This window comes from Streptomyces sp. NPDC030840 (assembly GCF_055572015.1).
This window is the reverse complement of record NZ_JBVIEE010000001.1, coordinates 769,823-794,024: the sequence shown is the minus strand read 5'-3', so window position 1 is coordinate 794,024 and position 24,202 is coordinate 769,823. Positions and strand designations below refer to the sequence as shown.

Below are 24,202 nucleotides of genomic sequence, written 5' to 3'. Positions count from 1 at the left end.
CTCCGGGCGAGATGGCGGAGTCCGCACCCCACGTCCAAGGGTGCGGACTCCGCCTGTGCAACGAACGGGGCGGGCGGGCGTCACGGGCGCCCGCCGCACCTCGTCCTTCAGAGCCTGACGATCATCTTGCCGATGTTGTCGCCGCGCAGGACCCCGAAGAACGCCTCCAGGTTGTTCTCGATGCCCTCGACGACCGTCTCGCGGTACTTCAGCGCGCCCGAGGCGACCCAGGGGCCGACCTCCTGGACGAACTGCGGCTGCAGGTCGTAGTGGTCGCCGACGAGGAAGCCCTCGATGCGGCCCCGGGTCTGGATGAGCCGGGCGATGTTCTTCGGGCCCGGGGCGGGCTCGGTGTTGTTGTAGACGGAGATCATCCCGCAGACGGCGATGCGGCCACCGCGGTTGAGCGAGCCGATGGCTGCCTCCAGGTGGTCGCCGCCGACGTTGTCGAAGTACACGTCGACACCGTCGGGGGCGGCCTCGCGCAGCTGCTGGGAGACCGGTGCGTCCTTGTAGTTGAAGGCCGCGTCGAAGCCGTACTCCTCGACGAGGAGCTTCACCTTCTCGTCGGACCCGGCGGAGCCGATGACCCGGGAGGCGCCCTTGAGCTTCGCGATCTGGCCGACCTGGCTGCCGACGGCGCCGGCCGCGCCGGAGACGAAGACGGAGTCGCCCTCCTTGAAGGCCGCGGTGCGCAGGAGCCCGGCGTAGGCGGTGAGGCCGGTCATGCCGAGGACGCCGAGGTAGGTGGACAGGGGCGCGGCCTCGGGGTCGACCTTGACGGCCTGCTTGGCGTCGATCGTGGCGTACTCGCGCCAGCCGCCGAAGTGGAGGACGTGGTCACCCGGCGCGATGCCGTCGGCGTTCGAGGCGACGACCTCGCCCACGGCGCCGCCCTGCATGGCCTTGCCCAGCTCGTAGGGGGCCACGTACGACTTGGCGGCGCTCATGCGGCCGCGCATGTACGGGTCGACGGAGAGGTAGGTGTTCCGTACGAGGACCTGGTCCTGGCCGGGCCGGCGGATCTCCGCGTCCACGAGGGCGAAGTCCTCGGGCTTCGGCCAGCCGACGGGGCGGTTGAGCAGGTGCCATTCGCGGCTGGTGGCGGGGAGGGCGGGCGTGTCGGACATGAGGGACCTTCCTGCGGACGTGCGTAGGTACGTGCGTGCTTGCGTGCGATTCGGGTTGCCACCCGGTCGCCTGCTCACGCTTCATACCGGGTGGTTAATTCAGTGCCTGAAACAACCATGCTCCTGAATATTTCAGGATGTCAAGTATCGGGGTAGCCTGGAGCGCATGGCCACGCAGAAGACGACAACTCCCGCCGACCCACTGACCCTTGAGGTCGTCGACCTCATCGGCACGGTCGTGGCGCGCTACCACGAGGAGTACGAGGAAGCCGCCGCGGAGCACGCGCTGACGGGAGCGCAGGCGCGGCTACTGAGCCTGCTGTCCCTGGAGCCGCTGCCCATGCGGCGGCTGGCCCAGAAGCTCAAGTGCGAGCCGTCGAACGTGACCGGGATAGTGGACCGGCTGGAGGCGCGGGGGCTGGTGGAACGACGGCCGGACCCCAGGGACCGGCGCGTGAAGCTGGCCGCCGCGACGCAGGAGGGGCGGCGGCTGGCGCGGGGACTGCGGGAGTCGCTGGACTTCGCGCGCGAGCCGTTGGCCGGGTTGTCGCGGGAGGAGCGGCTGGCTTTGCGGGGGCTGCTGCGGAGGATGGTCGGCGCGTAGGTTTTCTCGCCCCCGCCGCCCCTACCCGTCCCGTCCCTGGGGGCTGCGCCCCCAGACCCCCGCTGTCGGCCTTCGGCCTCGTCCTCAAACGCCGGCCGGGCTGGATTTCCAGCCCGTCCGGCGTTTGAGGAGCGGGGGTCCGAGAGCGGAGCCCCCGAAACCGGGGTCCGGGGCGGAGCCCCGAGCGGGGTCGAAGGGGCAGCGCCCCTGGGGATGGGACGGGTAGGGGCGGCGGGGGCGAGAAACGCCGAGCGGTCCGTCGCACGGCATACGCGCGACGGACCGCTCCGGCCGAAAGTGTCCCCCGGTGGCCCCTGGCGGCCCTTGGCCGCCCTTCAGGCTCAGGCTTTCTTACGCGTCGTCATGGCCCGCTGGATCAGGATGAAAGCGCACAGCAGCACACCGGTGGCGATCTTCGTCCACCAGGAGCTGAGCGTGCCCTCGAACTGGATGATGCTCTTGATCAGGCCGAGCACCAGCACGCCGAAGAGGGTGCCGATCACGTAGCCGGAGCCGCCGGTGAGCAGCGTGCCGCCGATGACGACCGCGGCGATGGCGTCGAGTTCCATGCCGGTCGCGTGCAGCGGGTCACCGGACTGGATGTACAGGGTGAAGAGGAGACCGGCGAGCGCCGAGCAGAAGCCGCTCACGGTGTACACGGCGATCTTCGTGCCCCCCTGCGGAAGACCCATGAGCATCGCCGACTGCTCGTTGCCGCCGATGGCGTACACCCGGCGTCCGAAGCGCGTGTAGTGCAGGACGTAGAAGGCGGCGGCGAGGACGACCAGTGCGACGATCGCGCCGATGGACAGGAAGCCCACTCCCAGCGAGACCTGTGTCTGGGCCATGCTGCTCACCGAGGCGTCGCCGATGGAGATCGACTCCTTGCTGATGACCAGGCACAGGCCCCGGAAGAGGAAGAGGCCGGCGAGGGTCACGATGAAGGGCTGGATCTCGAAGTTGTGGATCACGTAGCCCATCAGGAAGCCGCCGAGGGCGCCCACGGCCAGCGCCATGGGGATGACGACCAGGATCGGCAGCCCCTGACGCTCCACCAGCCAGGCCGTGAACATGGTCGTGAAGCCGATCACGGAGCCCACGGACAGGTCGATGCCGCCGGACAGGATGACGAAGGTGACACCGACGGCGGCGACCAGCAGATAGCCGTTGTCGATGAACAGGTTCAGGAAGACCTGCGGTTCGGCGAACCCGTAGTTCTGGTACCGGCTCAGGCCCGCTCCGTACATCACGAGGAAAAGCAGGGCCGTCACCAGGACGGGCAGCCGCCGGTCACCGAGCAGACGCGTGGCCTTGGACGCGGTGGAAGTGGTACCGCTGTCCGGTGCCGTGGGGCTCTGGGTGGTCGCGCTCATCACGACACCTCCATCTTGGGAGCGGCCTCGGTCACCGTGGCGGTGTCCGCCGGGGCCGTGGCCGGGTTGCCGCTTCCCGTCGCGCCCGGCTTGGCACCGAACTTGTTGCCGAAGACCTTGGCGCGGAACTTCGGGGACTGCAGCAGGCAGACGACGATGACGACGGCGGCCTTGAAGACCAGGTTGGTCTGGGTGGGCACGCCGATGGTGTAGATCGTGGTGGTCAGGGTCTGGATGACGAGGGCGCCGACCACCGTGCCGCCGATGGAGAACCGGCCGCCCAGGAGCGAGGTGCCGCCGATCACCACGGCGAGGATCGCGTCGAGTTCGATCCACAGGCCCGCGTTGTTGCCGTCCGCGGCCGAGGTGTTGGAGCTGATCATCAGGCCCGCGATGCCCGCGCACAGCGCGCAGAACACGTACACCATGATCTTGATGCGCCGGGACCTGATGCCCACCAGGCGGCTGGCCTCGGCGTTGCCGCCGACCGACTCGACGAGCAGTCCGAGCGCCGTGCGGCGGGTCAGCGCCACGGTGACAGCCACCACCGCGGCCACCACGAAGATGGAGAACGGCAGCGTGAGCCAGTAGCCGCCGCCGATCAGCTTGTACGGCTCGCTGTTGACGGTGATGATCTGCCCGTCGGTGATCAGCTGGGCGACACCGCGGCCGGCGACCATGATGATCAGCGTGGCGATGATCGGCTGGATGCCCATCCGGGCGACCAGGAAGCCGTTCCACAGGCCGCAGACGACCGCGGCCACCAGGCCCAGGGCCATGGCGAGCAGCACCCCGGACAGGGCGCTCTGATCGGCCTGGTCGCTGATGTACGAACAGGCCAGTGCCCCGGTGATGGCGACGACGGCGCCGACGGAGAGGTCGATGCCCCCGGTGGCGATGACGAGGGTCATGCCGACCGCCACCAGGATCAGGGGCGAGCCGAACAGCACGATCGAGACGAGGCTGCCGTAGAGGTGGCCGTTCGACATCCGGATCGAGAAGAAGTCAGGGGTGAAGGGGACGTTGACGAGCAGCAGGAGGACCAGGATCGCGACCGGCCAGAACAGGTGGTGGTGCGTCAGCGCTCGCCATCGGGAAGTGGTGGTCACTGGTGTTCTCCGCTCGCGATGGTCTCCAGGATCCGGCTGGGGGTGATCTCGGGCCCGTTGGCGATCCGCGCCACCAGCCGGCGGTCGCGCAGCACCCCGATGGTGTGGCTGAGCCGGAGCACTTCCTCCAGTTCGGCCGCGATGTACATCACGGACATGCCGTCCTCGGAGAGCGAGACGACGAGCTTCTGGATCTCCGCCTTCGCGCCGACGTCGATGCCGCGCGTCGGCTCGTCCAGGATCAGCAGCTTCGGCTGGGTGATGAGCCATCGGGCCAGCAGCACCTTCTGCTGGTTGCCGCCGCTGAGCTGCCCGACACGGGCCTCCGGGTTGGCGGGGCGGATGTCGAGCGCCTTGATGTACTTGGCGACGAGCTCGTCGCGCTGGGCCGCCGGGATGGGACGGGTCCAGCCCCGCGCGGCCTGCAGGGCGAGGATGATGTTCTCCCGCACCGTCAGGTCAGGTACGAGGCCCTCGGTCTTGCGGTTCTCCGAGCAGAACGCGACTCCGGCGCCGATCGCGTCGTTCGGGGCGCTCATCGAGACCTGCTTGCCGCCGATGGTCACCTTGCCGCTGTCCGGCTGGTCGGCGCCGAAGAGCAGCCTGGCGAGTTCGGTGCGGCCGGAGCCGAGCAGACCGGCCAGTCCGACGACCTCGCCCTTCTTGATCTCCAGGTCGAAGGGGGAGATGGCGCCGGTCCTGCCGAGCCCTTCCGCGCGCACCAGCGTCTCGCCGACATCGGCGTGCAGCTGGTGGTCGTGGAGCTCTTCCAGTTGGTCCAGCGCCTTGCCGATCATCAGCTGGACCAGTCCGACCTGGTCGAGGTCGCTGACCATGTGCTCGCCGACCAGCGTGCCGTTGCGCAGCACGGTCATCCGGTCGCAGACCTCGTAGATCTGGTCCAGGAAGTGCGAGACGAACAGGATCGCGACGCCTTCGTCCCTCAGCCGCCGCATCAGGCGGAACAGCTCCAGGACCTCGTCGCGGTCGAGGCTGGACGTCGGCTCGTCCAGGACCAGCACCTTGGTGCCCGATCCCTCGCCGTCGCTGTCGCCGGTCCCCACCGACCGTACGATCGCGACCAGTTGCTGCACGGCCAGCGGGTACGAGGACAGGGGCGCGGTGACGTCGATGTCGAGGCCGAGCCGGTCCACCAGCCGAGCCGCCTCACGGCGCAGCTGCTTCCACTGGATACGGCCCATGCGGGTCGGTTCGCGTCCGATGAAGATGTTCTCCGCCACCGACAGGTTGGGGCAGAGGTTGACCTCCTGGTAGACCGTGCTGATGCCGGCGTGCTGCGCCTGCAGCGGGCTGCCGAACGCCACGGACTTCCCGTCGAGGGTGATGGTGCCGCCGTCGAGGGAGTAGACCCCCGTCAGCACCTTGATGAGGGTGGACTTCCCCGCGCCGTTCTCGCCCATCAGGGCGTGGATCTCGCCGGGGAAGAGCCGGAAGTCGACGCCCGACAGAGCCCGTACCCCCGGAAACTCCTTGACTATGCCCGTCATCTCCAGGACGGGCTGCGGCTCTGCCATGGCAGCGCTCCTCGTGAAATGGGTTCAGGCCCGCAGGGAGCCCCGGGACCGAGGGCTCGGTCGGCCGGAGGCTCCCTGCCGGTGGGTGCGGTCGGTCAGTACTTGCGGGTGGGGAGCGCGTCCTTGGCCTGGTCCTGCATGAAGTCGCTCTCCTTGGTCTTGATCCAGCGCTCGACCGTCTCGCCGTCGTGGACCTTCTTCACGACCTCCATCAGCTGGGGGCCGAGCAGCGGGTTGCACTCGACGATGGCGTTGATCTTGCCCTCGGACATGGCGACGAAGCCGTCCTTCACACCGTCGATCGAGACGATCAGGATGTCCTTGCCGGGCTTCTTGCCGGCCGCCTCGATGGACTGGATGGCGCCGATGGCCATGTCGTCGTTGTGCGCGAAGAGGACGTTGATGTCCGGGTTGGACTGCAGGAAGGCCGCCATGACCTGCTTGCCGCCGGCGCGGGTGAAGTCGCCGGTCTGGCTGACGACGATCTTCCAGTCGTCCTTGTGCTCGGCGTCCATGACCTCCTTGAAGCCCTTGGCGCGCTCGATGGCGGGGGCGGCCCCGGTGGTGCCCTCCAGCTGGGCGATCTTCACCTTGCCCTTGTGGCCGGCCTTCTCCAGGACCTTCTCCAGGATCCTGGCCGCGCGCCTGCCCTCGTCCGTGAAGTCGGAGCCGACCAGGGTCACGAACAGGGAGTCGTCCGAGGTCTCCACGGAGCGGTCGGTGAGGACCACCGGGATCTTCTTGGCCTTGGCCTCCTTGAGCACCGCGTCCCAGCCGGTGACGACCACCGGCGAGAAGGCTATGACGTCCACCTTCTGGGCGATGAAGCTGCGGATCGCGGAGATCTGGTTCTCCTGCTTCTGCTGGGCGTCGGAGAACTTGAGGGTGTAACCCGCCTCCTTGGCCGCCGACTTCACCGAGTCGGTGTTGGCGGTGCGCCAGCCGCTCTCCGAGCCGACCTGGGAGAAGCCGAGAGTGATCGCCTTGCTGCCGCCCCCGGACGAGGAACCGCTGGAGCCGCTGTCCTCCTTGGCGCAGGCCGCGAGGCCGCCCGCCGCCGCCACGCCGACCGCCGCAGTGAGGAAGTTCCGTCTGTTGAGCATGTTTCTTCTCCTTTGAAGAGCCGGCCCGGGGATGGACCCGCTGGTACTCGTTGGGACCGGCCGCACTGCGTCCAGCCTGTCGATCATTGTTCGAGATGTCGGCCGCACCGTTGGGCGGATGGCGACCGATCAGTGCCGCGTCAGCCTGAAGAGCCTTCCGGTTGAGGTGCGTGCGGAAAGGTACTGGCGCGGACGACGAGTTGGGGCTCGATGGCGACCCGGGGCATCCCGGACGGGGCTCGGCCCTCGATGAGATCCAGCAGCAGGGCGATGCTCTGCTTGCCCACCGTCGAGAAGTCCTGGCGGACGGTGGTGAGAGGCGGAGCGAAGAACTCCGACTCCGGGATGTCGTCGAAGCCGACCACCGCGACGTCCTGGGGGGTTCGCACGCCCGCCTCACGCAGCGCCCGCAACACCCCCAGTGCCATCTGGTCGTTGGCGACGAAGACGGCTGTCAGCCCCCGGCCCACCCAGCCGGCCAGTTCCTGGCCGGCGCGGTAACCCGACAGCGGACTCCAGTCCCCTCGCAGCAGCGTCGGCGGCTCGACGCCCGCCGCTTCGAGGGTCGACCGCCAGCCGGCGGCCCGGTCGGCCGCCTCCAGCCAGTCCTCGGGTCCGGCGAGGTGCCAGACCTTGCGGTGGCCGGCGGCCAGCAGATGACCGGTGGCCAGCCGCGCACCCAGGTGCTGGTCCACGTTGACGCTGGGGATCCCCGCTCCGGGCCCGCAGCCGACGGTCACCACCGGGAACGGGTGGCGGAGTTCGGTGAGGGCCTCGACCGCCGACCGCTGCGGGGCGATGGCGACCACTCCCTCCACCCCGCCCTCGCTGAGGTGGTCCAGGGCCTCGGACAGCTTCTCCACCGTCAGTTTGCGCAGACTCACCGTGGAGACGAGGTACCCCTCGGCACGCGCCGCCTCCTCCAGCGCGAACAACGTGCTGGCCGGCCCGTAGAGGGTGGTGTCGGAGGCGACCACACCCAGGGTCCGGGTGCGACGGGTCGCGAGGGCCCGTGCGGAGAAGTTGCGGCGGTAGCCCATCTCCTCGATCGCCGCGAGCACCCTGGCCCGCGTCTCGTCCCGCACATTGGGGTGGTCCCCCAGCACGCGGGACACGGTCTGGTGGGACACGCCGGCCAGGCGTGCCACGTCGGCCATGGTGGGCGGCCGGAGCTGAGCGTCTGTCACAGCCGCACCTCCTTGGCGGTCGTCTGCCGATAGGACCCGTGGTGTGGACGGGTCGGTCCCCGCCGCCGGCTTCACGCCGGGATTCCCGAAAGCAGCAGGTCACCCGGCGGGGCGGTGGGTTGGAGCACTACCGACACGACGCTCATGCCTCCATGGATGGCGTGGGACGCCGAGTGGTGAATGCGGACGTCATTGTGAGCGCTAACAATTCATGGTCGTCAAGAGGGCTGCAACGGGAAGGCGTCACGGTTGAATAACGTGCCCAGCGGCGCGGGGTGAGGAAGCGGCCGGCCGCGGCTGCGCGTCCGGCCCGGGACGCGGGCCCCGGCTCCCACAGGGCTGAGGCGGTTCTCGTAGCCCTGTCCGGGGTGGAGGCAGGGCCGATCCGCCCGGTACGACGCCAGGTTCCCGCGACTGGGGGGCACAAGAACTCCCCGAGCCGTGACGCGGCAGCACAGGTGCTGGAGGGTCACGTGGCTCGGCCGAAGAGCTCTCCACCCCGACCGGAATCCCTACGAGCACCACCACAGGAAACGCGTGCACGTCTCCGACGGGGTCGGATCCGGGGTCGGGGACTGCGCGGTCGGCCGGGGAGTCGGGGTGCCCTCGTCGCGAGAGGGGCGGGCCGGGGCGGGAGCCGAGAACGTGGGGTCCGCCGTCGTGTCCGGGTCCGTGGGCTCCTTGGGCTTGTCCCGGTCCTTCCCCTCGGGCTTCTTCGACTCCGAGTCCGAGGGAGACGCCGACTTCCCCGGCGAAGCCCTCTCCGCGTCGGCCGGCATCGCCGTTCCACCGCCGGACTCCCGGGCACCCTCCGCGGACGGTGTCGGTGAACCGCCGGAGGCGTCCTCCACGGAGGCCCCGTTCGGCTCCCCCGACGGGATCTCCATGCCGAGTTCCGCGAGACTGAGTCCGCCCGCCGCGAGCAGCAACGCCGTCCCGGCCATCAGGACCCGTCGGCGACGGCGCCGGTGCAGCGCCGCCCGCCGGTCCCGTCGGCTCGCCCGCACTCCGCGTCCACGCTCCCGCGACCGGGCACGCCGTCCGCCGGCCCCCGGCTCGTCGCCCTCGTGCGCTGCGGAGTGTCCGGCCGCGGCCTCGCCGTCCCCCTCGGGCAGCGAGTCGGCGAACGCCCGGTCCTCTTCGGCCGGTGTGCCGCACCCCGGGCAGGCGAGGGCGCCGTTGAGGTGCCGTTGGCACGGGTGGCAGTAGTCCATGACGTGGGAAGATTAAGTTCCACCCTGGTGACGTTCCTAGGCGTGGTCGTGAAAGTTGTGTAGGAACCTCGCCGTCCGGCTCGCGGAGGGCGAGGACAGCCCGGGCCATTCCCCGCCATCCAGTCGAAACCGTTGTTGTGGGCTCGCCCCATTGACACTCGGACCGAGACATCCTTACTGTCCGACCAGCATTTCGAACGAGTGCCGAAATTTCGAACAGGGCCGCAGAGCAGCAGGGAGCGATCGCCGTGCGCATCACGGGAATCAGCACGCACGTAGTGGGAACGCCATGGCGCAACCTGACCTACGTCCAGGTACACACCGACGAGGGCCTCACCGGCGTTGGCGAGACCCGCATGCTGGGACACACCGACGCGCTGCTCGGCTACCTGCACGAAGCAGAAACCAACCACATTCTCGGGTCGGACCCGTTCGCTGTCGAGGATTTGGTCCGCCGGATGAAGTACGGCGACTACGGGCGGGCCGGTGAGATCGTGATGTCCGGCATCGCCGTGATCGAGATGGCGTGCCTGGACATCAAGGGCAAGGCACTCGGCGTCCCCGTCTGGCAGCTGCTCGGCGGCAAGGTCACGGACAAGGTGAAGGCGTACGCCAACGGCTGGTACACCACGGAGCGCACTCCCGAGGCGTACCACAAGGCCGCGCAGGAGGTCATGGCGCGCGGTTACAAGGCCCTCAAGATCGACCCCTTCGGTACCGGCCACTACGAGCTCGACCACGAGGCCACGCTCTACTCCGTCTCGCTCATCGAGGCCGTGCGGGACGCCATCGGGCCCGACGCCGAGCTGATGCTGGAGATGCACGGCCGGTTCTCGCCCTCCACCGCCGTCCGTCTCGCGCACGAGCTCGCCCCGTTCAAGCCCGCGTGGCTGGAGGAGCCCGTTCCGCCGGAGAACCTCAAGGCCCTGGAGAAGGTGGCCGCGAAGGTCGACATGCCGGTCGCGACCGGTGAGCGGATTCACGACCGCATCGAGTTCCGCGAGCTCTTCGAGAGCCAGGCCGTGGACATCATCCAGCCCGACGTCGGCCACATCGGCGGCATCTGGGAGACCAGGAAGCTGGCCGCGACCGCCGAGACCCACTACATGCTCGTGGCGCCCCACAACGTGGGCGGCCCCGTCCTCACCGCCGCCTCCCTCCAGGTCGGCTTCAGCTCCCCGAACTTCAAGATCCTTGAGCACTTCAACGACTTCGCCGACGCGGAGATCAAGAAGGTGGTCAAGGGCGCGCCCCAGGTCGTCGACGGGTACTTCCACCTCTCCGACGCTCCCGGTCTCGGTGTGGAGCTGGACACCGACGCGGCGGCGGAGTTCCCGCAGCAGCAGGCCCGCTTCGACCTGTGGGCGGACGGCTGGGAGCAGCGCAAGCCGAAGGCCACGAAGTGAGCGCCGCTGTCGTCATCGAGGCGCCGGGCGAGCACCGGATCGTCCCGCACGAGCCGGCCGCGCCGGCCGCGGGGGAGGCCCTCGTACGGGTGCACGCGAGCGGCATCTGCGGCAGCGACCGCGAGGTCTACCAGGGCAACCGGCCGGAGGGGTACGTCCGTTACCCGCTCACGCCCGGCCACGAGTGGTCGGGAACGGTCGAGGCCGTGGGCTCCGGGGTACCGGTCTCCCTCGTCGGCCGCAAGGTGGTGGGCGAGGGATTCCGGAACTGCCAGGTCTGTGACCGCTGCCACGCGGGTGAGACCACGCTGTGCTCGGCCGGCTACGAGGAGACGGGCTTCACCCAGCCCGGCGCGATGGCCACCACGCTCACCCTGCCGGCCCGGCTGCTCCACGTCCTGCCGGACGACGCCGACCTGACGGCGGCGGCGCTCCTGGAGCCGGCCGCCTGCATCGCGGCCGCCGCCCTCAAGGCGAACGCGCGGCCCGGCGAGCGGGTCGCCGTCGTGGGCACGGGGACGCTCGGCATGTTCGCCGTCCAGTTCCTGAAGGCGGGTTCGCCCTCGGAGCTGCTGGTGGTGGGCACGCGTCCGGACCGCGAGGAGCTCTCGAAGACCTTCGGGGCCACCGACTTCCGCACCCGGGACCAGGACTTGCCGGACGACTTCGACGTCGTCATCGAGACCGCCGGATCGGCGTCCGCCGCGAACACCGCGGCCTCCCTGCTCAGACGCGGCGGGCGTCTCGTCCTCACGGGTATCCCGGCCGCGGGCGCCGACGGACTCGACCCGACCGATCTCGTCGTGCGGCAGCTGGAGGTGCACACCGTGTTCGGGGCGCCGCCGGAGGCCTGGGCGCACACGGTGCGCGTGTTCGGCGCGGGTCTGCTGAACCCGCTGCCCCTGGTCACGCACGAGCTGCGGCTGGAGGAGTTCGCGCACGCCATCGAGCTGGTCGGCTCGGGCGACCCGAAGGTGGGCAAGGTCCTCATCCGGCCTTGAGCCCACCGGGCGCCCGCACCGCCCCCGAGACGTACGCCGGTACGGAGACCCTGACGCTCCGTGCCGGCGTACATCCACTGAGACGAATGACGTCCGACATACCGAACCCGACAAAGGACACCCAGTGACCGACGCTTCCGCCACGGCGCCCCGTCGACCCGGTGAGCAGGCGCTCGCCGCGCTCGGCCTGGGCGCGCCCGACCTGTCCCCCGCCGACGCCTCGCCGCACACCTTCCCCGGAGGCGGTCGCTGGCGCACCGAGATCCCCTCGTGCGAGGGGCCCGAGGCGCTGGCCGTGGTCCTCAAGGAGTCCTCGCGGCTCGATGTGCCGATCCACCGGATCAGCCAGGGCTCCGGCGTGTGGATGCTGACCGACGCCGAGATCACCGAGATGGTGGAGGCCACTGGCGAACGCGACATCGAGCTCTGCCTGTTCACCGGCCCGCGCGGCACGTGGGACATCGGCGGCTCGACCCGTACCGACTCGCGCGGGGCGGGCCTGCGCGCCCGGGGCCACGACGCGGTCGCCGGATGCGTGGAGGACGCGATCCGCGCGACGGAGCTGGGTGTCAAGTGCCTGCTCGTCGCCGACGAGGGCGTGCTGTGGACGCTGCACCGGGCCCGTGTCGCGGGGATCATTCCGGCCGACACCACCCTGAAGGTGTCCGCGCTGATCGGCCCGGTCAACCCGGCCGCGTACGCCGTGTACGAGAACCTCGGCGGCGACTCGATCAACGTGCCGAGCGACCTGACGCTCGATCACCTCACCGAGATCCGCCGGGTGTCCGGCGCCCCCATGGACATGTACATCGAGGCCCCCGACGATCTCGGCGGCTACGTGCGGATGTACGAGGTCGCCGAGCTGATCCGGCGCGGCGCACCGCTCTATCTGAAGTTCGGCCTGTCGAAGGCGCCCGGGATCTACCCGTACGGGCACCACATGCGCGACCTGACCCTGGCCACGGCCAAGGAGCGGGTGCGGCGCGGCCGGCTCGCCCTGGACCTGCTCGCGCGGCACGGAGCCGACGGGGACATGGCGCCGCTCGGGTCCCGGCTGCCGGGCACGCTCAAGCGGTTTGACATTCCCGCATAACGTTCCGAACACGCCCTCTTCACAAAAGCCGACGCAGCCACACAGAATCCGACACGTCTGTTTCTCGGTCTTTCCCCGCACCGCCCTCCGGAGCACCTGCGCATCGCAGACCGAGCCGGGTCATACACATCAAGGAAGATGATAATGCGCACTCGCAAAGCAACGCTCGCCGCCATCGCCACGGCAGCCTCCCTCGCCCTCACCCTCTCCGCCTGTGGCCAGGACAGCGAGGGCGGCAGCGAGGAGAACTCGGGCAGCACCAAGGGCGCCACCATCGGCATCGCGATGCCCACCAAGTCCTCCGAGCGCTGGATCGCGGACGGCAACAACGTCGTCAAGGACCTCCAGGCCAAGGGCTACAAGACCAAGCTGGTCTACGGCGAGGACGACCCGGACCAGCAGGTCTCGCAGATCGAGAACCTGATCACCCAGGGCGTGAAGGCCCTGATCGTCGCGGCCATCGACAACAAGTCGATGAACAACGTGCTCCAGCAGGCCGCCGACGCCAAGATCCCGGTGATCTCCTACGACCGCCTCATCCTCGGCACCAAGAACGTCGACTACTACGCGTCGTTCGACAACGAGAAGGTCGGCGAGCTCCAGGGCAACTACATCGTCGAGAAGCTCGGCCTGAAGGACGGCTCCAAGAAGGGCCCGTTCAACATCGAGCTCTTCGCCGGCTCCAACGACGACAACAACACGCGCTACTTCTTCCAGGGCGCGATGAACGTCCTGCAGCCGTACATCGACAAGAAGCAGCTCGTCGTCAAGTCCGGCCAGACCAAGCTCAACCAGGTCACCACCCTGCGCTGGGACGGCGGCAAGGCCCAGAACCGCATGGACGAGATCCTGACGTCGGCGTACAAGAGCGACCGGGTCGACGCGGTGCTCTCGCCGTACGACGGCATCTCCATCGGCATCCTCTCGGCGCTGAAGTCGGACGACTACGGCTCCAAGAGCAAGCCGCTGCCGGTCGTCACCGGTCAGGACGCCGAGGTCGCCTCGGTGAAGTCGATCATCGCGGACCAGCAGGCGATGACCGTCTACAAGGACACCCGCGAGCTCGCCAAGGTGGCCTCGGCCATGGTCGACGACGCGCTCAACGGCAAGAAGCCCGAGGTCAACGACACCAAGACCTACGACAACGGCGCGAAGGTCGTCCCGTCCTACCTGCTCACGCCGGTCGCCGTCGACAAGACCAACTACCAGAAGATCGTCGTCGACTCCGGCTACATCAAGGAGAGCGACCTCAAGTAACGCCCGCCACAAACCTGCGATTCACCTCTGATTGGAAGGCAAGACCATGGCGGGACCCGTCCTGGAAATGCGCTCGATCGTCAAGACCTTTCCCGGCGTCAAGGCGCTGTCGGACGTCACGCTGACCGTCCAGCAGGGCGAGGTCCACGCCATCTGCGGGGAGAACGGCGCCGGCAAGTCGACCCTCATGAAGGTCCTCTCCGGCGTCCACCCGCACGGCACCTACGAGGGAGAGATCCTCTTCGAGGGAGAGGTCTGCTCCTTCAAGGACATCCGTGCCAGCGAGCAGCACGGCATCGTGATCATCCACCAGGAGCTCGCCCTGGTGCCGTACCTCTCGATCGCGGAGAACATCTTCCTCGGCAACGAGCACGCGACCCGCGGGATCATCAGCTGGACCGAGACGCTGCGGCACGCCACGGAGCTGCTGCGCCGGGTGGGGCTGTCCGACCACCCGGACACCCGCGTCGCCGACATCGGCGTGGGCAAGCAGCAGCTCGTGGAGATCGCGAAGGCGCTGTCGAAGAAGGTGAAGCTGCTCATCCTGGACGAGCCGACCGCCGCGTTGAACGACGAGGACAGCGGCAAGCTCCTGGACCTGATCCTGGAGCTGAAGAAGCAGGGCATCACCTCGATCATCATCTCCCACAAGCTCAACGAGATCCGCAAGGTCGCCGACTCGGTGACGATCCTGCGCGACGGGCGCACCATCGAGACGCTCGACGTGAAGGCCGCCGAGACCACCGAGGACCGGATCATCAGCGGGATGGTCGGCCGTGACCTGGAACACCGCTTCCCGGAGCGCACTCCGCACCAGCCGGAGGAGGGTGTCTCCCCCGCCCTGGAGATCCGCAACTGGACCGTGCACCACCCGATCGACCAGCAGCGCAAGGTCGTCGACGACGTGTCGCTCCAGGTTCGGCGCGGTGAGATCGTCGGCATCGCGGGCCTCATGGGCGCCGGGCGCACCGAACTCGCGATGAGCGTCTTCGGCCGCACCTACGGGCGCTATGCGGGTGGAACGGTCCTCAAGGACGGCAAGGAGATCCGTACCAAGACCGTCCCCGAGGCGGTCAAGCACGGGATCGCGTACGTCACCGAGGACCGCAAGCACTACGGCCTGAACCTCATCGACACGATCAACCGCAACATCTCGCTGACCGCCCTGGGCAAGGTCGCCAAGCGGGGGGTGATCGACGAGCACGGAGAGCGGCAGGTCGCCGAGAGCTTCCGCAAGTCGATGAACATCAAGGCGCCGACCGTCTTCGAGCCGGTGGGCAAGCTGTCCGGTGGCAACCAGCAGAAGGTCGTGCTCAGCAAGTGGATCTTCGCGGGTCCGGACGTGCTGATCCTGGACGAGCCGACGCGCGGCATCGACGTGGGCGCCAAGTACGAGATCTACACGGTCATCGACCAACTGGCGGCCGAGGGCAAGGCGGTCGTCTTCATCTCCTCCGAGCTGCCGGAGCTGCTCGGCATGTGTGACCGCATCTACACGATGGCCGCGGGACGGCTGACAGGTGAGTTCTCGCGGGCCGAGGCCTCGCAGGAATCGCTGATGCGCCAGATGACGAAGGACAAAGAGGTAACCCGATGAGCACGGATGTGACCGCCAAGACGCCGGCCCCGGCGCCGGCCGGCAAGGGAGGGGCGGGCACTGGCGCCGGTCTGCTCCAGCTGATGCTGGACGGCATGCGCCGCAACATGCGGCAGTACGGCATGCTGATCGCCCTGGGCCTGATCGTCGCGCTGTTCGCCGTGTGGACCGACGGCGACCTGCTGCTGCCGCGCAACGTCTCCAACCTGGTGCTGCAGAACAGCTACATCCTGATCCTCGCGATCGGCATGATGCTCGTCATCATCGCGGGCCACATCGACCTGTCGGTCGGCTCGCTGACCGCGTTCGTCGGCTCCATAGCCGCCGTGTTCATGGTCAAGAACGACATCCCCTGGGTTCTCGCCGTGGCGCTGTGCCTGGCCATCGGCGCGATCGCGGGTGCCGCGCAGGGGTTCTTCATCGCGTATCTCGGCATACCGTCGTTCATCGTCACCCTGGCGGGCATGCTGATCTTCCGCGGTCTCACCGAGATCTTCCTCGAGGGCCAGACGCTCGGCCCGTTCCCGGAGGGTCTGCAGAAGGTCGCCAACGGCTTCCTGCCCGAGGTCGGTCCGGACACCAACTACCACAACCTGACGCTGCTGCTGGGCATCGCCCTGATCGTGTTCGTGGTGCTCCAGGAGATCCGTGACCGCAAGCGGCAGCAGGAGTTCGCGCTGGACGTGCCGCCCACCAGCCTCTTCCTGCTCAAGCTGGTCGCGATCGGCGCGGCCGTGCTCACCATCACGCTGCTGCTGGCCAGCTACAAGGGCGCCCCGATCGTGCTGCTGATCCTGGGCGCGCTGCTCGTCGGCTTCGGCTACGTGATGCGCAACGCGATCATCGGCCGGCACATCTACGCCATCGGCGGCAACCTGCCCGCGGCCAAGCTGTCGGGTGTGAAGGACAAGAAGGTCGTCTTCCTGATCTTCCTGAACATGGGCATGATGGCCGCCCTCGCGGGTCTGGTCTTCGCCGCCCGCTTCAATGCGGCCTCGCCCAAGGCCGGCCTCAACTTCGAGCTGGAGGCGATCGCGGCCTCGTTCATCGGCGGTGCGTCGATGAGCGGCGGCGTCGGCACCGTCCTCGGCGCGATCATCGGTGGTCTGGTCCTGGGCGTGCTGAACAACGGTATGAACCTCGTCGGCATCGGCACCGACTGGCAGCAGGTCATCAAGGGCCTGGTGCTCCTGACGGCGGTCGGCTTCGACGTGTGGAACAAGCGCAAGGTCGGTTCGTAGGCAGTCGGAAAGGGCCCCGCCGAACGGCGGGGCCCTTTCCCGTTCATCGCACACACCACGGGAAGCGGGAAGAACCCGGTGAAAGAGCTCTTCGGCAAGCTCGCCGACGGCACGGAGATCCACAGCTGGTCGCTGGCGAACGGCGGCACGCGCATGAAGGTCCTGTCGTACGGCGGGATCGTGCAGTCCCTGGAGATCCCGGACCGCGAGGGCCGGTACGCGAACGTCTCCCTCGGCTTCGGCAGCATCGAGGACTACGTCGCGGGGAGCCCCTACTTCGGCGCGCTGATCGGCCGCTACGGCAACCGCATCGGCAACGGGACGTTCACCCTCGACGGCGAGACCCACCGGCTCTCCGTCAACGACGGCGAGAACAGCCTGCACGGCGGCGCCGAGGGCTTCGACCGGGCCGTCTGGGACGTCGAGCCGTTCACCAAGGGCTCCGACGTCGGCCTGTACCTGTACCGCACGAGCGTCGACGGCGAGATGGGCTACCCCGGCACGCTCAAGGTGAAGGTCGCCTACACCCTCACCGAGCAGGGCGACTGGCGCGTCGACTACGAGGCCACCACCGACAAGGCCACGGTCGTCAACCTCACCAGCCACGTCTACTGGAACCTCGCGGGCGAGGGCAGCGGCTCGGCCCACGACCACGAGCTGGAGATCGCCGCCTCCCGCTACACCCCGGTCGACGCCGGCCTGATCCCCACCGGTGAGCTCGCGGAGGTCGAGGGCACCCCCTTCGACTTCCGCCGGCCCAAGACGATCGGCGAGGACGTCCGCGAGGCGGACCAGCAGCTGCTGTACGCCAAGGGCATGGACCACAACTGGGTGCTCGACAAGCGGGCCACGACCGAGCCGGAGCACATCGCGACGCTGCGCGACCCGAAGTCGGGCCGCACGCTGAAGCTGGCGACCACCGAGCCGGGTCTGCAGTTCTACTCCGGGAACTTCCTCGACGGCACGCTCGTCGGCACGGGTGGCGGGATCTACCGGCAGGGTGACGCCGTCTGCCTGGAGACGCAGCACTTCCCGGACTCGCCGAACAAGCCGGGCTTCCCGTCGACGACGCTGCGCCCGGGGCAGGTGTACCGCTCGACGACGATCCACTCGTTCAGCTGACACGCCGCCACAGGGCCACAGCGGGCCACAGCCGCCACCGGGGGTTCACAGGTTCTTACCGGTTCCTCAGCGGTTGAACAGTGCCACCCAAGCCTCCGTATGTATGGGCGGCCCGTGCTCCCCCGCACGGGCCGCCCAGAACTGTCGGGCCCGGTCGTCCCCAACGGGCCCGTCCCATACGGAGGTTTCATGGCCGGGAACGTCGCCTCACTCTTCCGCAGCACGGCAGCGCACAGCCCGTCGATGGCTGCGCTGACGCGCGAGGGCGGTGAAGGCGTCGGGCCGATCGACTTCTGCATCCCGTGCAACCCGTACTTCCCCACGCCCGCCATGTTCGACGACCTGGCGGGCCGGCTGCGCGAGATCATCACGTACTACCCGAGCAGCGCCGACACCATCACGGCCGAGCTGTGCAACCTGCTCCAGCTGCCGCCGCAGTGCGTGGCGATGGGCAACGGTTCGACCGAGCTCATCACCTGGATCGACCACCTGCTGGTCCGCGAGTCTCTCGCCATCCCCGTCCCCACCTTCGGGCGCTGGACCGACCAGCCGATGGAGACCGGCAAGCGCGTCGACATGTTCCCGCTGCAGGAGTCGAGCGGCTTCGCCCTGGACCTCGCGCAGTACGCCGAGTTCATCCGCCAGCGCGGCACTAAGGTCGCCGTCATCTGCAACCCGAACAACCCCGACGGCGGCTTCCTCCACCGCCACGCGCTGGTGCAGTTCATGGACGCGATGGCGGACCTGGACCTGATCGTCATCGACGAGTCGTTCCTGGAGTTCGCGGACGCCGAGGCGGAGCCGAGCACCGTCGCGGACGCCGTGATGCGGCCCAACGTGGTCGTGCTGCGCAGCCTCGGCAAGAACTTCGGCCTGCACGGCATCCGCTTCGGCTACATGGTCGCCAACCCGGCGCTCGCCGGGAAGGTCCGTTCGATGCTGCCCAAGTGGAACCTCAACTCCTTCGCCGAGACGGTCGTCTTCATGCTGAAGGACCACGGCGCCGAGTACATGGAGAGTCTCCACCAGGTCCGCAAGGACCGCCTGGAGATGTCCCGTCTCCTGTCCAACCTGCCCGGTCTGACGGTCTACCCGTCGCAGGGCAACTTCCTCTTCGTGCGCCTTCCCGTCGGCGCCGAGGGCACTGTGGTCCGGGACCGGCTGCTCACCGAGCACCGCATCCTGGTCCGCGAGTGCGGCAACAAGATCGGCTCGTCCAGTCGCTTCCTGCGGCTCGTGGTCCGACCCGAGGTGGACGTGCGTCGCCTGGTGTCCGGCCTGGAGTCGGTGCTGTACGGGTCCAGGAGGGGAGCCGCCGTACCCGAGCTGGGCACCGGGACCAGCTACAGCTCGGGTACGGCGGCCGTGGACCGACTGATGAGCGAGACCAACGGCTCGGGCATGCAGGGGGTGGCCGCCCAGGCGATGGGGATGCCGAACCTGACTCCGGCGCCCGCGCCCGCGCCGGCGCCGGCCCCCGCGCCCGCACCCGCGCCGACCCCCATGCCGACTCCGGCCCCGGCGCCGGCTCCGGCTCCGGCTCCGGCCGCGGCGTCGATGCCCCCGATGCCGTCCATGCCGTCCATGCCGAACGTGGCCTCCATGCCGAACGTGGCCTCCATGCCGGGCATGACCCCCGCTCCGGCCGCCGGCCTGCAGCCGGTCGCCCAGACGGGCATGCCCGGTATGGCCGCCGCCGCCAACCGCCGCGCGATGGGCGCCGCGCAGGGCCTCACGGCCGCGCAGGTCCGGGGCCGCACGGCCCCGGAGGGTCAGCCGGAGCCGCTGGGGTGGCCGGCGGCCGGGGCGGTGTAGGCAGTACGTCAACCGCGGGTTCGTTGTGGCTTGTCGCGCGCACACGGCGGAGCCGCATACCGACACAGCCCCGCGCCCCTGACAGGGGCGCGGGGAACTGGCGTCTTGGGGCGCCGGGAACTGCGTGATCAGCTACGGCGCTCCCGCACCCGTCACACAGCCTTCAGCACCTTTGCCCCCACGGCGTCAGTTACGCGACAGGCCATCCACTGCCCCGGTGCAGGAGGTTGATGCCGGCTTGGGTGTGCCGTTGTCGTAGCCGTGCGCACCCCAGGGCGGGCGTACCGCCGTTGTCGGCCTGACACGATTGCCCGACATGCCGGACACTGACCGCCGCCTCGGACGGCATGCGCACAGAACACAGACCCGAAGCGCTCGCGCGTCAACGGTTCCCTCACGAGCGACTCGGTCGCCCCGGGCGGATTCCGTTGGCTTCCCCGTCCCACTCCCATCCCGGCGGGCTGAGAAACGCCCAGGTCAAACGGCCAATGCTGTCTCGATCATCCCACTGGGACGCGTTTCCTTGCCGGTGGCCGGTGCGCCCTGCCAGCGTCGGTCCGGCATCAACAGCACCACCGCGAAAGCGGGACCACACCGAAAAGGGGAATTGGATGCGACCGAGCGTTCTGACAAGGTCACTCGTCAGTGTCACGGCCGTCGTCGGCATCGCCGCCGCAAGCCTGGCGGGTGCGAGCGCGAGCTTCGCGGCGGCCGCGCCGGCCTCGAAGCCGGCGGCGAGCACCAGAGCAGTCGCCCCGCTCGCGACGGTCAACCTCGGCCTGAGCAGCACACAAGCCAAGCACGTCCAGTGCTGGCTGGGCGAGCACTGGGGCTACACCGGCCGGCTCGACGGTCAGCTGGGCACCAACAGCTGGAAGGCGATGCAGCGCTTCCTCAAGACGTACCACGGCTACGAGGGTGGCATCGACGGAGTCGTCGGAAGCGGCACGGTTTCGGCGCTGCAGCGCTATCTGAAGTCCAGCCATGACTACGAGGGCGGCATCGACGGGCAGGCCGGACCGCAGGCCCAGGCGGCGTTCAAGCGGTTCGCCAACTGGGCCGGCAGCATCTGCCACTGACCCTCGTGGCCGCCGGGCCCTGGCGGGGGACGGGGCCCGGTCACGCCGGGGTCAGCGCGGCGTGGAGGAGGCCGATGCCGTGGGGGCCGACGGCAGGGCCCGGCTGCAGTGGGGCCAGTCGTGGAAGTCGCGTTCCCGGCTCCACAGGCGTTTGGCGGCCTGGATGTTCCATTCGGGGTCCAGGGCCTTGCGCGGCGTGCCCTTCAGTTCCCGCAGCCGTGTGTCGGAGATCTGGAACAGACCCCAGTTCCTGGTGCCGTTGGTGTTCGGCAGGATGTGCAGGGGATCCAGGAAGGACTGGCAGTCGGCTATGGCGACGGCGTCGTCCGGTGCCTCGGTGAACACCTCGCGGATACGCTCGCGGACCTTCGCCGGCGACCAGGTGTCCAGGCGCACCTTCGACTCGTAGAGCGCCTTCTTCGTGCGATCCGCGACGACCCCGTTCGGGGAGATGCCCGCGAGCACCTGGAACGCCGTCACCCGGCGCAGAGTCTCCGGACCGAAGGAGCCGTCGACGCCGATGGTCGCGCCGCGGCGTCGGAGCAGCAGCTGTGCCTCCCGTACGCACTCGTCGTGCTGCCCCATGCTCACCACGGGCCGGCAGGGGGCCGAGAACAGCGGCCGCCGGTCGACCGCCTCGGCACTCCCCGCGGGCGAGGAACCGAGGGACATCCGCCACGTCACGATGGCCAGCGCGAGTGCGGCGGCCACGGCGGTGACGACGGTGAGCCGGCGCCACCGTACGAACCCCCTTCTCTTCCCCGGGGTCAGGTGCTCCGACGGCGGCTGCGGCCCCGGCTCCCCGGGCGCCTCCGCTGTCTCCGGGCTCGACGAAGTCTCCGGGCTCTCCGGAGTCTCCGCTGTCTCCGGGTGCCGGGCGGCGGATACCGACGCCTCGGAGGCTCCGGCCGCGAGCTCCTCCCCGGTCTCCCCGGTCTCCCCGGTCTCCCCGGTCTCCCCGGTCTCCCCGGTCTCCCCGCTCGCCGCCTTCGCTGCCTCCGCAGAGGCGCGCGGAGCCCGTTCCGCGTCCGCCAGGGCCCAGAGGCGGTGCAGTTCGCGCAGCTCCGCGGGGGCGGCCCCGCAGACCGTGGCGATGCGGTGGGCCACGCCGTAGTCCGGCGGGACGGAAGTGCCCGCGCAGTAACGATGAAGGCTGGAGCGGCTGATACCGGTCTTCTGGGCGAGTGCCTCGTAGCTGTGCCCGGCTCTCTCCCTCAGCATCCGCAGCCATGCGGCGAACCGTTCGACGTCGCCGTACTGGGCCATTGTGCCCCCCTGTTTTCCGCGAGCCCCGGCGGTCGTCCCCCCGACATCCGGCAGCTCGGTGTGGTTCCCCCGGGACGCGGTCGGTGTCCCGGTGTCTCAATGCGCCAGAGCATGGCAGGTTCAGAACACATCAGGGATCCGAACTGTCACTTCGCCGGGGCCTGCACGGCGAGGCCCGGCCGGTAAGCAGCGGGCTGGGTTTTCTGTCTGCGGCTTGGATGTGCAGCCGCGGCCGGTCACATCCGGCCTGTCCGGCGTTTGAGGACGAGGCCGGCAGGCCGACAAGCGGGGGTCTGGGGGCGCAGCCCCCAGGGATGGGACGGGTAGGGGCGGCGGGGGCGAAGAACCGCAGGACGTTGGCGCTCGGGTGAGGGGCACCTGGGAACCGGTGCGAGGCGTGGGACGGGTGGCATCCGGAAGCGGGAAAACGAGCAACGAGCACCGACCGGAAGCAGTCAGTCCGCGATCACGAACGCACAACTCCGGCCGGTCTCCGCCCCCAGGCGGTACTTCACGCATGGATCCCCCCAGCGCGGCTAGCTTGGATATATGCGGCTGAGCGGCCTTGACGACTCCGAGACGGTCCTGTTGAAACGGCACTTCACGGGAGCGAACCTGTCCGTGCTGCGCGCCCTGGTGGAGGACAGGGCGGCCGCCGAGGGCCTGGCCGGGGTACGCCTGGGCGAGTTCACGCTCGCCATCAGCGAGATCGCCGACAACGCCGTAGAGCACGCGGGCGGCCGCGGCCATCTGGAACTGCGCCGCCTCGCCGACGAGCTGGAGTGCCGGATCACCGACAACGGCCCCGGCTTCACGCCCGCCATCCCCGAGCTCCTCCCCGGCCTGGACGACACCCGCTCCGGCCGCGGCCTCTGGCTCGCCCGCCTGGTCACCGACCGCCTCACCATCGCGGCGGGTGCGAGCGGGGCCGCGGTCACGCTGGCGATGCGCCTGCACTGAGCGTCAGCAGCAGGCCGCAGGCGGGGCCGCGGCCGCCGTCCGACCGCTCACGCCCCCACCGTCTGCGGCTCCGCGGCCACCGGCTCCACGGCCTTCTCCCGGCGGTACGCCCGGACCGAGTACGCCACAGCCGCGCCCCACAGCACGTACAGCAGCACGTACACAGCCGTACTCACCGCCCCGGCCGCCCCGATCCAGTCGCTCTTCAGCAACGTACGGACGTTGGTGACGACGATGATCCCGCCGACCGCGGAACCGAGTACCCGCGGCGGCACCAGCCGCACGAGCCATGCCGCGATCGGCGCGGCGACCAGCCCGCCCAGCAGGAACGCCAGCACCCACAGGAAGTCGATCCCCTGGGACCCGAGCGAGAACAGGAACCCCAGGCTCGCGGCGATCGCGACCAGGAACTCACTCGTGTCGATGCTTCCGATCACCTTGCGCGGCTCCATCCGCCCGCTGGCGAGCAGCGCCGGTGTACCGACCGGACCCCAGCCTCCCCCGCCCGTCGCGTCCAGGAACCCGGCGACCAGTCCGAGTGGCGACAGGAACCGCTTCCGCAGCGGCTTGTCCAGTTGGCCCTCGGGCAGACCCCGGAAGGTGAAGCGGGACATGACGTACACCCCGAGCCCCAGCAGGATCAGCGACATGACCGGCTCGGCGACCGCGGTGGACAAGGTGGACAGTACCGTCGCGCCCAGAAAGGCGCCGACCGCCCCGGGCAGCCCGATCTTCGCCACGACCTTCCAGTCCACGTTGCCGAACCGCCAGTGCGCGGCGCCCGACATCAGGGTGGTGCCGATCTCGGCGAGGTGCACCGTGGCCGAGGCCGCGGCCGGGTTGGTGCCCATCGCGAGCAGCAGGGTCGTGGAGGTCACGCCGTAGGCCATGCCCAGGCTGCCGTCCACGAGCTGGGCGCCGAGGCCCGCGAGTGCGAGCAGTACCAGCGTCCGCATGTAGGTCCGTCTCCTGTCGTCGGTCTTCCGGTGGCCGGTGTCCGGCTTCCGGCTTCCGGTTTCCGGCTTCCGGCTTCCGGCTTCCGGCCCTCAAATTTCCCTGGTTTTCCCATCGGGAAGGTAGGGATCGAGTGGCCGGGCCGACGTTAGAGGG

Annotated in this window: 19 protein-coding genes and 1 pseudogene; 11 read left to right on the top strand and 9 right to left on the bottom strand. The window is 69.3% G+C overall.

Annotation, left to right across the window (positions count from 1 at the left end; all coding sequences use genetic code 11):
• Positions 1 to 107: 107 nt before the first annotated feature.
• Positions 108 to 1,130 (bottom strand): NADP-dependent oxidoreductase, encoded by a 1,023-nt coding sequence (locus ACZ49J_RS03325; protein WP_467447561.1) that lies wholly within the window; start codon positions 1,128 to 1,130, stop codon positions 108 to 110.
• A 166-nt stretch (positions 1,131 to 1,296) separates the two neighbouring features.
• Between ACZ49J_RS03325 and ACZ49J_RS03320 the strand changes: the two genes are divergently transcribed.
• The gene (locus tag ACZ49J_RS03320; RefSeq protein ID WP_467447560.1) at positions 1,297 to 1,734 is read left to right on the top strand and encodes a MarR family transcriptional regulator; all 438 of its coding nucleotides are present in this window, start codon (positions 1,297 to 1,299) and stop codon (positions 1,732 to 1,734) included.
• Between the two features lie 341 nt (positions 1,735 to 2,075).
• On the opposite strand, the gene yjfF is transcribed toward ACZ49J_RS03320, so the two are convergent.
• The 6 genes from yjfF to ACZ49J_RS03290 form a co-directional block, all read right to left on the bottom strand.
• Complete coding sequence (yjfF, locus tag ACZ49J_RS03315; RefSeq protein WP_467447559.1) at positions 2,076 to 3,107, bottom strand: galactofuranose ABC transporter, permease protein YjfF; 1,032 nt, start codon at positions 3,105 to 3,107, stop codon at positions 2,076 to 2,078.
• A complete protein-coding gene (locus ACZ49J_RS03310; protein ID WP_467447558.1) occupies positions 3,107 to 4,216 on the bottom strand; it encodes an ABC transporter permease in 1,110 nt (369 codons plus the stop codon). Before ACZ49J_RS03310 ends, yjfF begins: the two co-directional genes overlap by 1 nt.
• Positions 4,213 to 5,751 (bottom strand): sugar ABC transporter ATP-binding protein, encoded by a 1,539-nt coding sequence (locus tag ACZ49J_RS03305; protein WP_467447557.1) that lies wholly within the window; start codon positions 5,749 to 5,751, stop codon positions 4,213 to 4,215. The genes ACZ49J_RS03310 and ACZ49J_RS03305 overlap by 4 nt, the downstream gene beginning before the upstream one ends.
• A gap of 95 nt (positions 5,752 to 5,846) precedes the next feature.
• Complete coding sequence (locus ACZ49J_RS03300) at positions 5,847 to 6,854, bottom strand: ABC transporter substrate-binding protein (RefSeq protein WP_467447556.1); 1,008 nt, start codon at positions 6,852 to 6,854, stop codon at positions 5,847 to 5,849.
• 140 nt (positions 6,855 to 6,994) lie between these two features.
• Positions 6,995 to 8,041 (bottom strand): LacI family DNA-binding transcriptional regulator, encoded by a 1,047-nt coding sequence (locus ACZ49J_RS03295; RefSeq protein ID WP_467447554.1) that lies wholly within the window; start codon positions 8,039 to 8,041, stop codon positions 6,995 to 6,997.
• Positions 8,042 to 8,553: 512 nt separating this feature from the next.
• Positions 8,554 to 9,255 carry an SCO2400 family protein gene (locus ACZ49J_RS03290; RefSeq protein ID WP_467447553.1) on the bottom strand — a complete coding sequence of 234 codons (702 nt, stop codon included), beginning with the start codon at positions 9,253 to 9,255 and terminating at the stop codon, positions 8,554 to 8,556.
• Positions 9,256 to 9,503: 248 nt separating this feature from the next.
• Between ACZ49J_RS03290 and ACZ49J_RS03285 the strand changes: the two genes are divergently transcribed.
• From ACZ49J_RS03285 to ACZ49J_RS03245, 9 genes and pseudogenes are all read left to right on the top strand, one after another.
• A complete protein-coding gene (locus ACZ49J_RS03285) occupies positions 9,504 to 10,661 on the top strand; it encodes a mandelate racemase/muconate lactonizing enzyme family protein (protein WP_467447551.1) in 1,158 nt (385 codons plus the stop codon).
• Positions 10,658 to 11,662, top strand: coding sequence for a zinc-dependent alcohol dehydrogenase (locus tag ACZ49J_RS03280; RefSeq protein WP_467447550.1), 1,005 nt, complete (start codon positions 10,658 to 10,660; stop codon positions 11,660 to 11,662). Before ACZ49J_RS03285 ends, ACZ49J_RS03280 begins: the two co-directional genes overlap by 4 nt.
• A gap of 124 nt (positions 11,663 to 11,786) precedes the next feature.
• Entirely contained in the window at positions 11,787 to 12,755 is a 969-nt protein-coding gene (locus tag ACZ49J_RS03275; RefSeq protein ID WP_467447549.1) for a hypothetical protein, read from the top strand.
• A 144-nt stretch (positions 12,756 to 12,899) separates the two neighbouring features.
• Positions 12,900 to 14,012, top strand: coding sequence for a multiple monosaccharide ABC transporter substrate-binding protein (gene chvE, locus ACZ49J_RS03270; protein ID WP_467447548.1), 1,113 nt, complete (start codon positions 12,900 to 12,902; stop codon positions 14,010 to 14,012).
• A gap of 46 nt (positions 14,013 to 14,058) precedes the next feature.
• Positions 14,059 to 15,609, top strand: a complete 1,551-nt coding sequence (gene mmsA / locus ACZ49J_RS03265; RefSeq protein ID WP_467447547.1) for a multiple monosaccharide ABC transporter ATP-binding protein — start codon at positions 14,059 to 14,061, stop codon at positions 15,607 to 15,609.
• Positions 15,606 to 16,850 carry a multiple monosaccharide ABC transporter permease gene (gene mmsB, locus ACZ49J_RS03260; protein WP_467447546.1) on the top strand — a complete coding sequence of 415 codons (1,245 nt, stop codon included), beginning with the start codon at positions 15,606 to 15,608 and terminating at the stop codon, positions 16,848 to 16,850. The genes mmsA and mmsB overlap by 4 nt, the downstream gene beginning before the upstream one ends.
• Positions 16,851 to 16,898: 48 nt before the next feature.
• Positions 16,899 to 17,972: pseudogene (locus tag ACZ49J_RS03255) on the top strand (aldose epimerase family protein); the annotation flags it as partial.
• Between the two features lie 189 nt (positions 17,973 to 18,161).
• Entirely contained in the window at positions 18,162 to 19,787 is a 1,626-nt protein-coding gene (locus ACZ49J_RS03250; protein WP_467447545.1) for a pyridoxal phosphate-dependent aminotransferase, read from the top strand.
• Between the two features lie 611 nt (positions 19,788 to 20,398).
• A complete protein-coding gene (locus ACZ49J_RS03245; RefSeq protein WP_467447544.1) occupies positions 20,399 to 20,866 on the top strand; it encodes a peptidoglycan-binding domain-containing protein in 468 nt (155 codons plus the stop codon).
• A gap of 51 nt (positions 20,867 to 20,917) precedes the next feature.
• Here the strand turns inward: ACZ49J_RS03245 and ACZ49J_RS03240 are convergent, their stop codons facing one another.
• Positions 20,918 to 22,132, bottom strand: a complete 1,215-nt coding sequence (locus ACZ49J_RS03240) for a helix-turn-helix domain-containing protein (protein ID WP_467447543.1) — start codon at positions 22,130 to 22,132, stop codon at positions 20,918 to 20,920.
• Between the two features lie 549 nt (positions 22,133 to 22,681).
• On the opposite strand from ACZ49J_RS03240, the gene ACZ49J_RS03235 reads away from it, so the two are divergent.
• The gene (locus tag ACZ49J_RS03235; RefSeq protein ID WP_467447542.1) at positions 22,682 to 23,092 is read left to right on the top strand and encodes an ATP-binding protein; all 411 of its coding nucleotides are present in this window, start codon (positions 22,682 to 22,684) and stop codon (positions 23,090 to 23,092) included.
• 47 nt (positions 23,093 to 23,139) lie between these two features.
• Here the strand turns inward: ACZ49J_RS03235 and ACZ49J_RS03230 are convergent, their stop codons facing one another.
• On the bottom strand, positions 23,140 to 24,048 hold the full coding sequence (locus tag ACZ49J_RS03230) for a sulfite exporter TauE/SafE family protein (protein WP_467447541.1): 909 nt from the start codon (positions 24,046 to 24,048) through the stop codon (positions 23,140 to 23,142).
• Between the last annotated feature and the right edge of the window lie 154 nt (positions 24,049 to 24,202).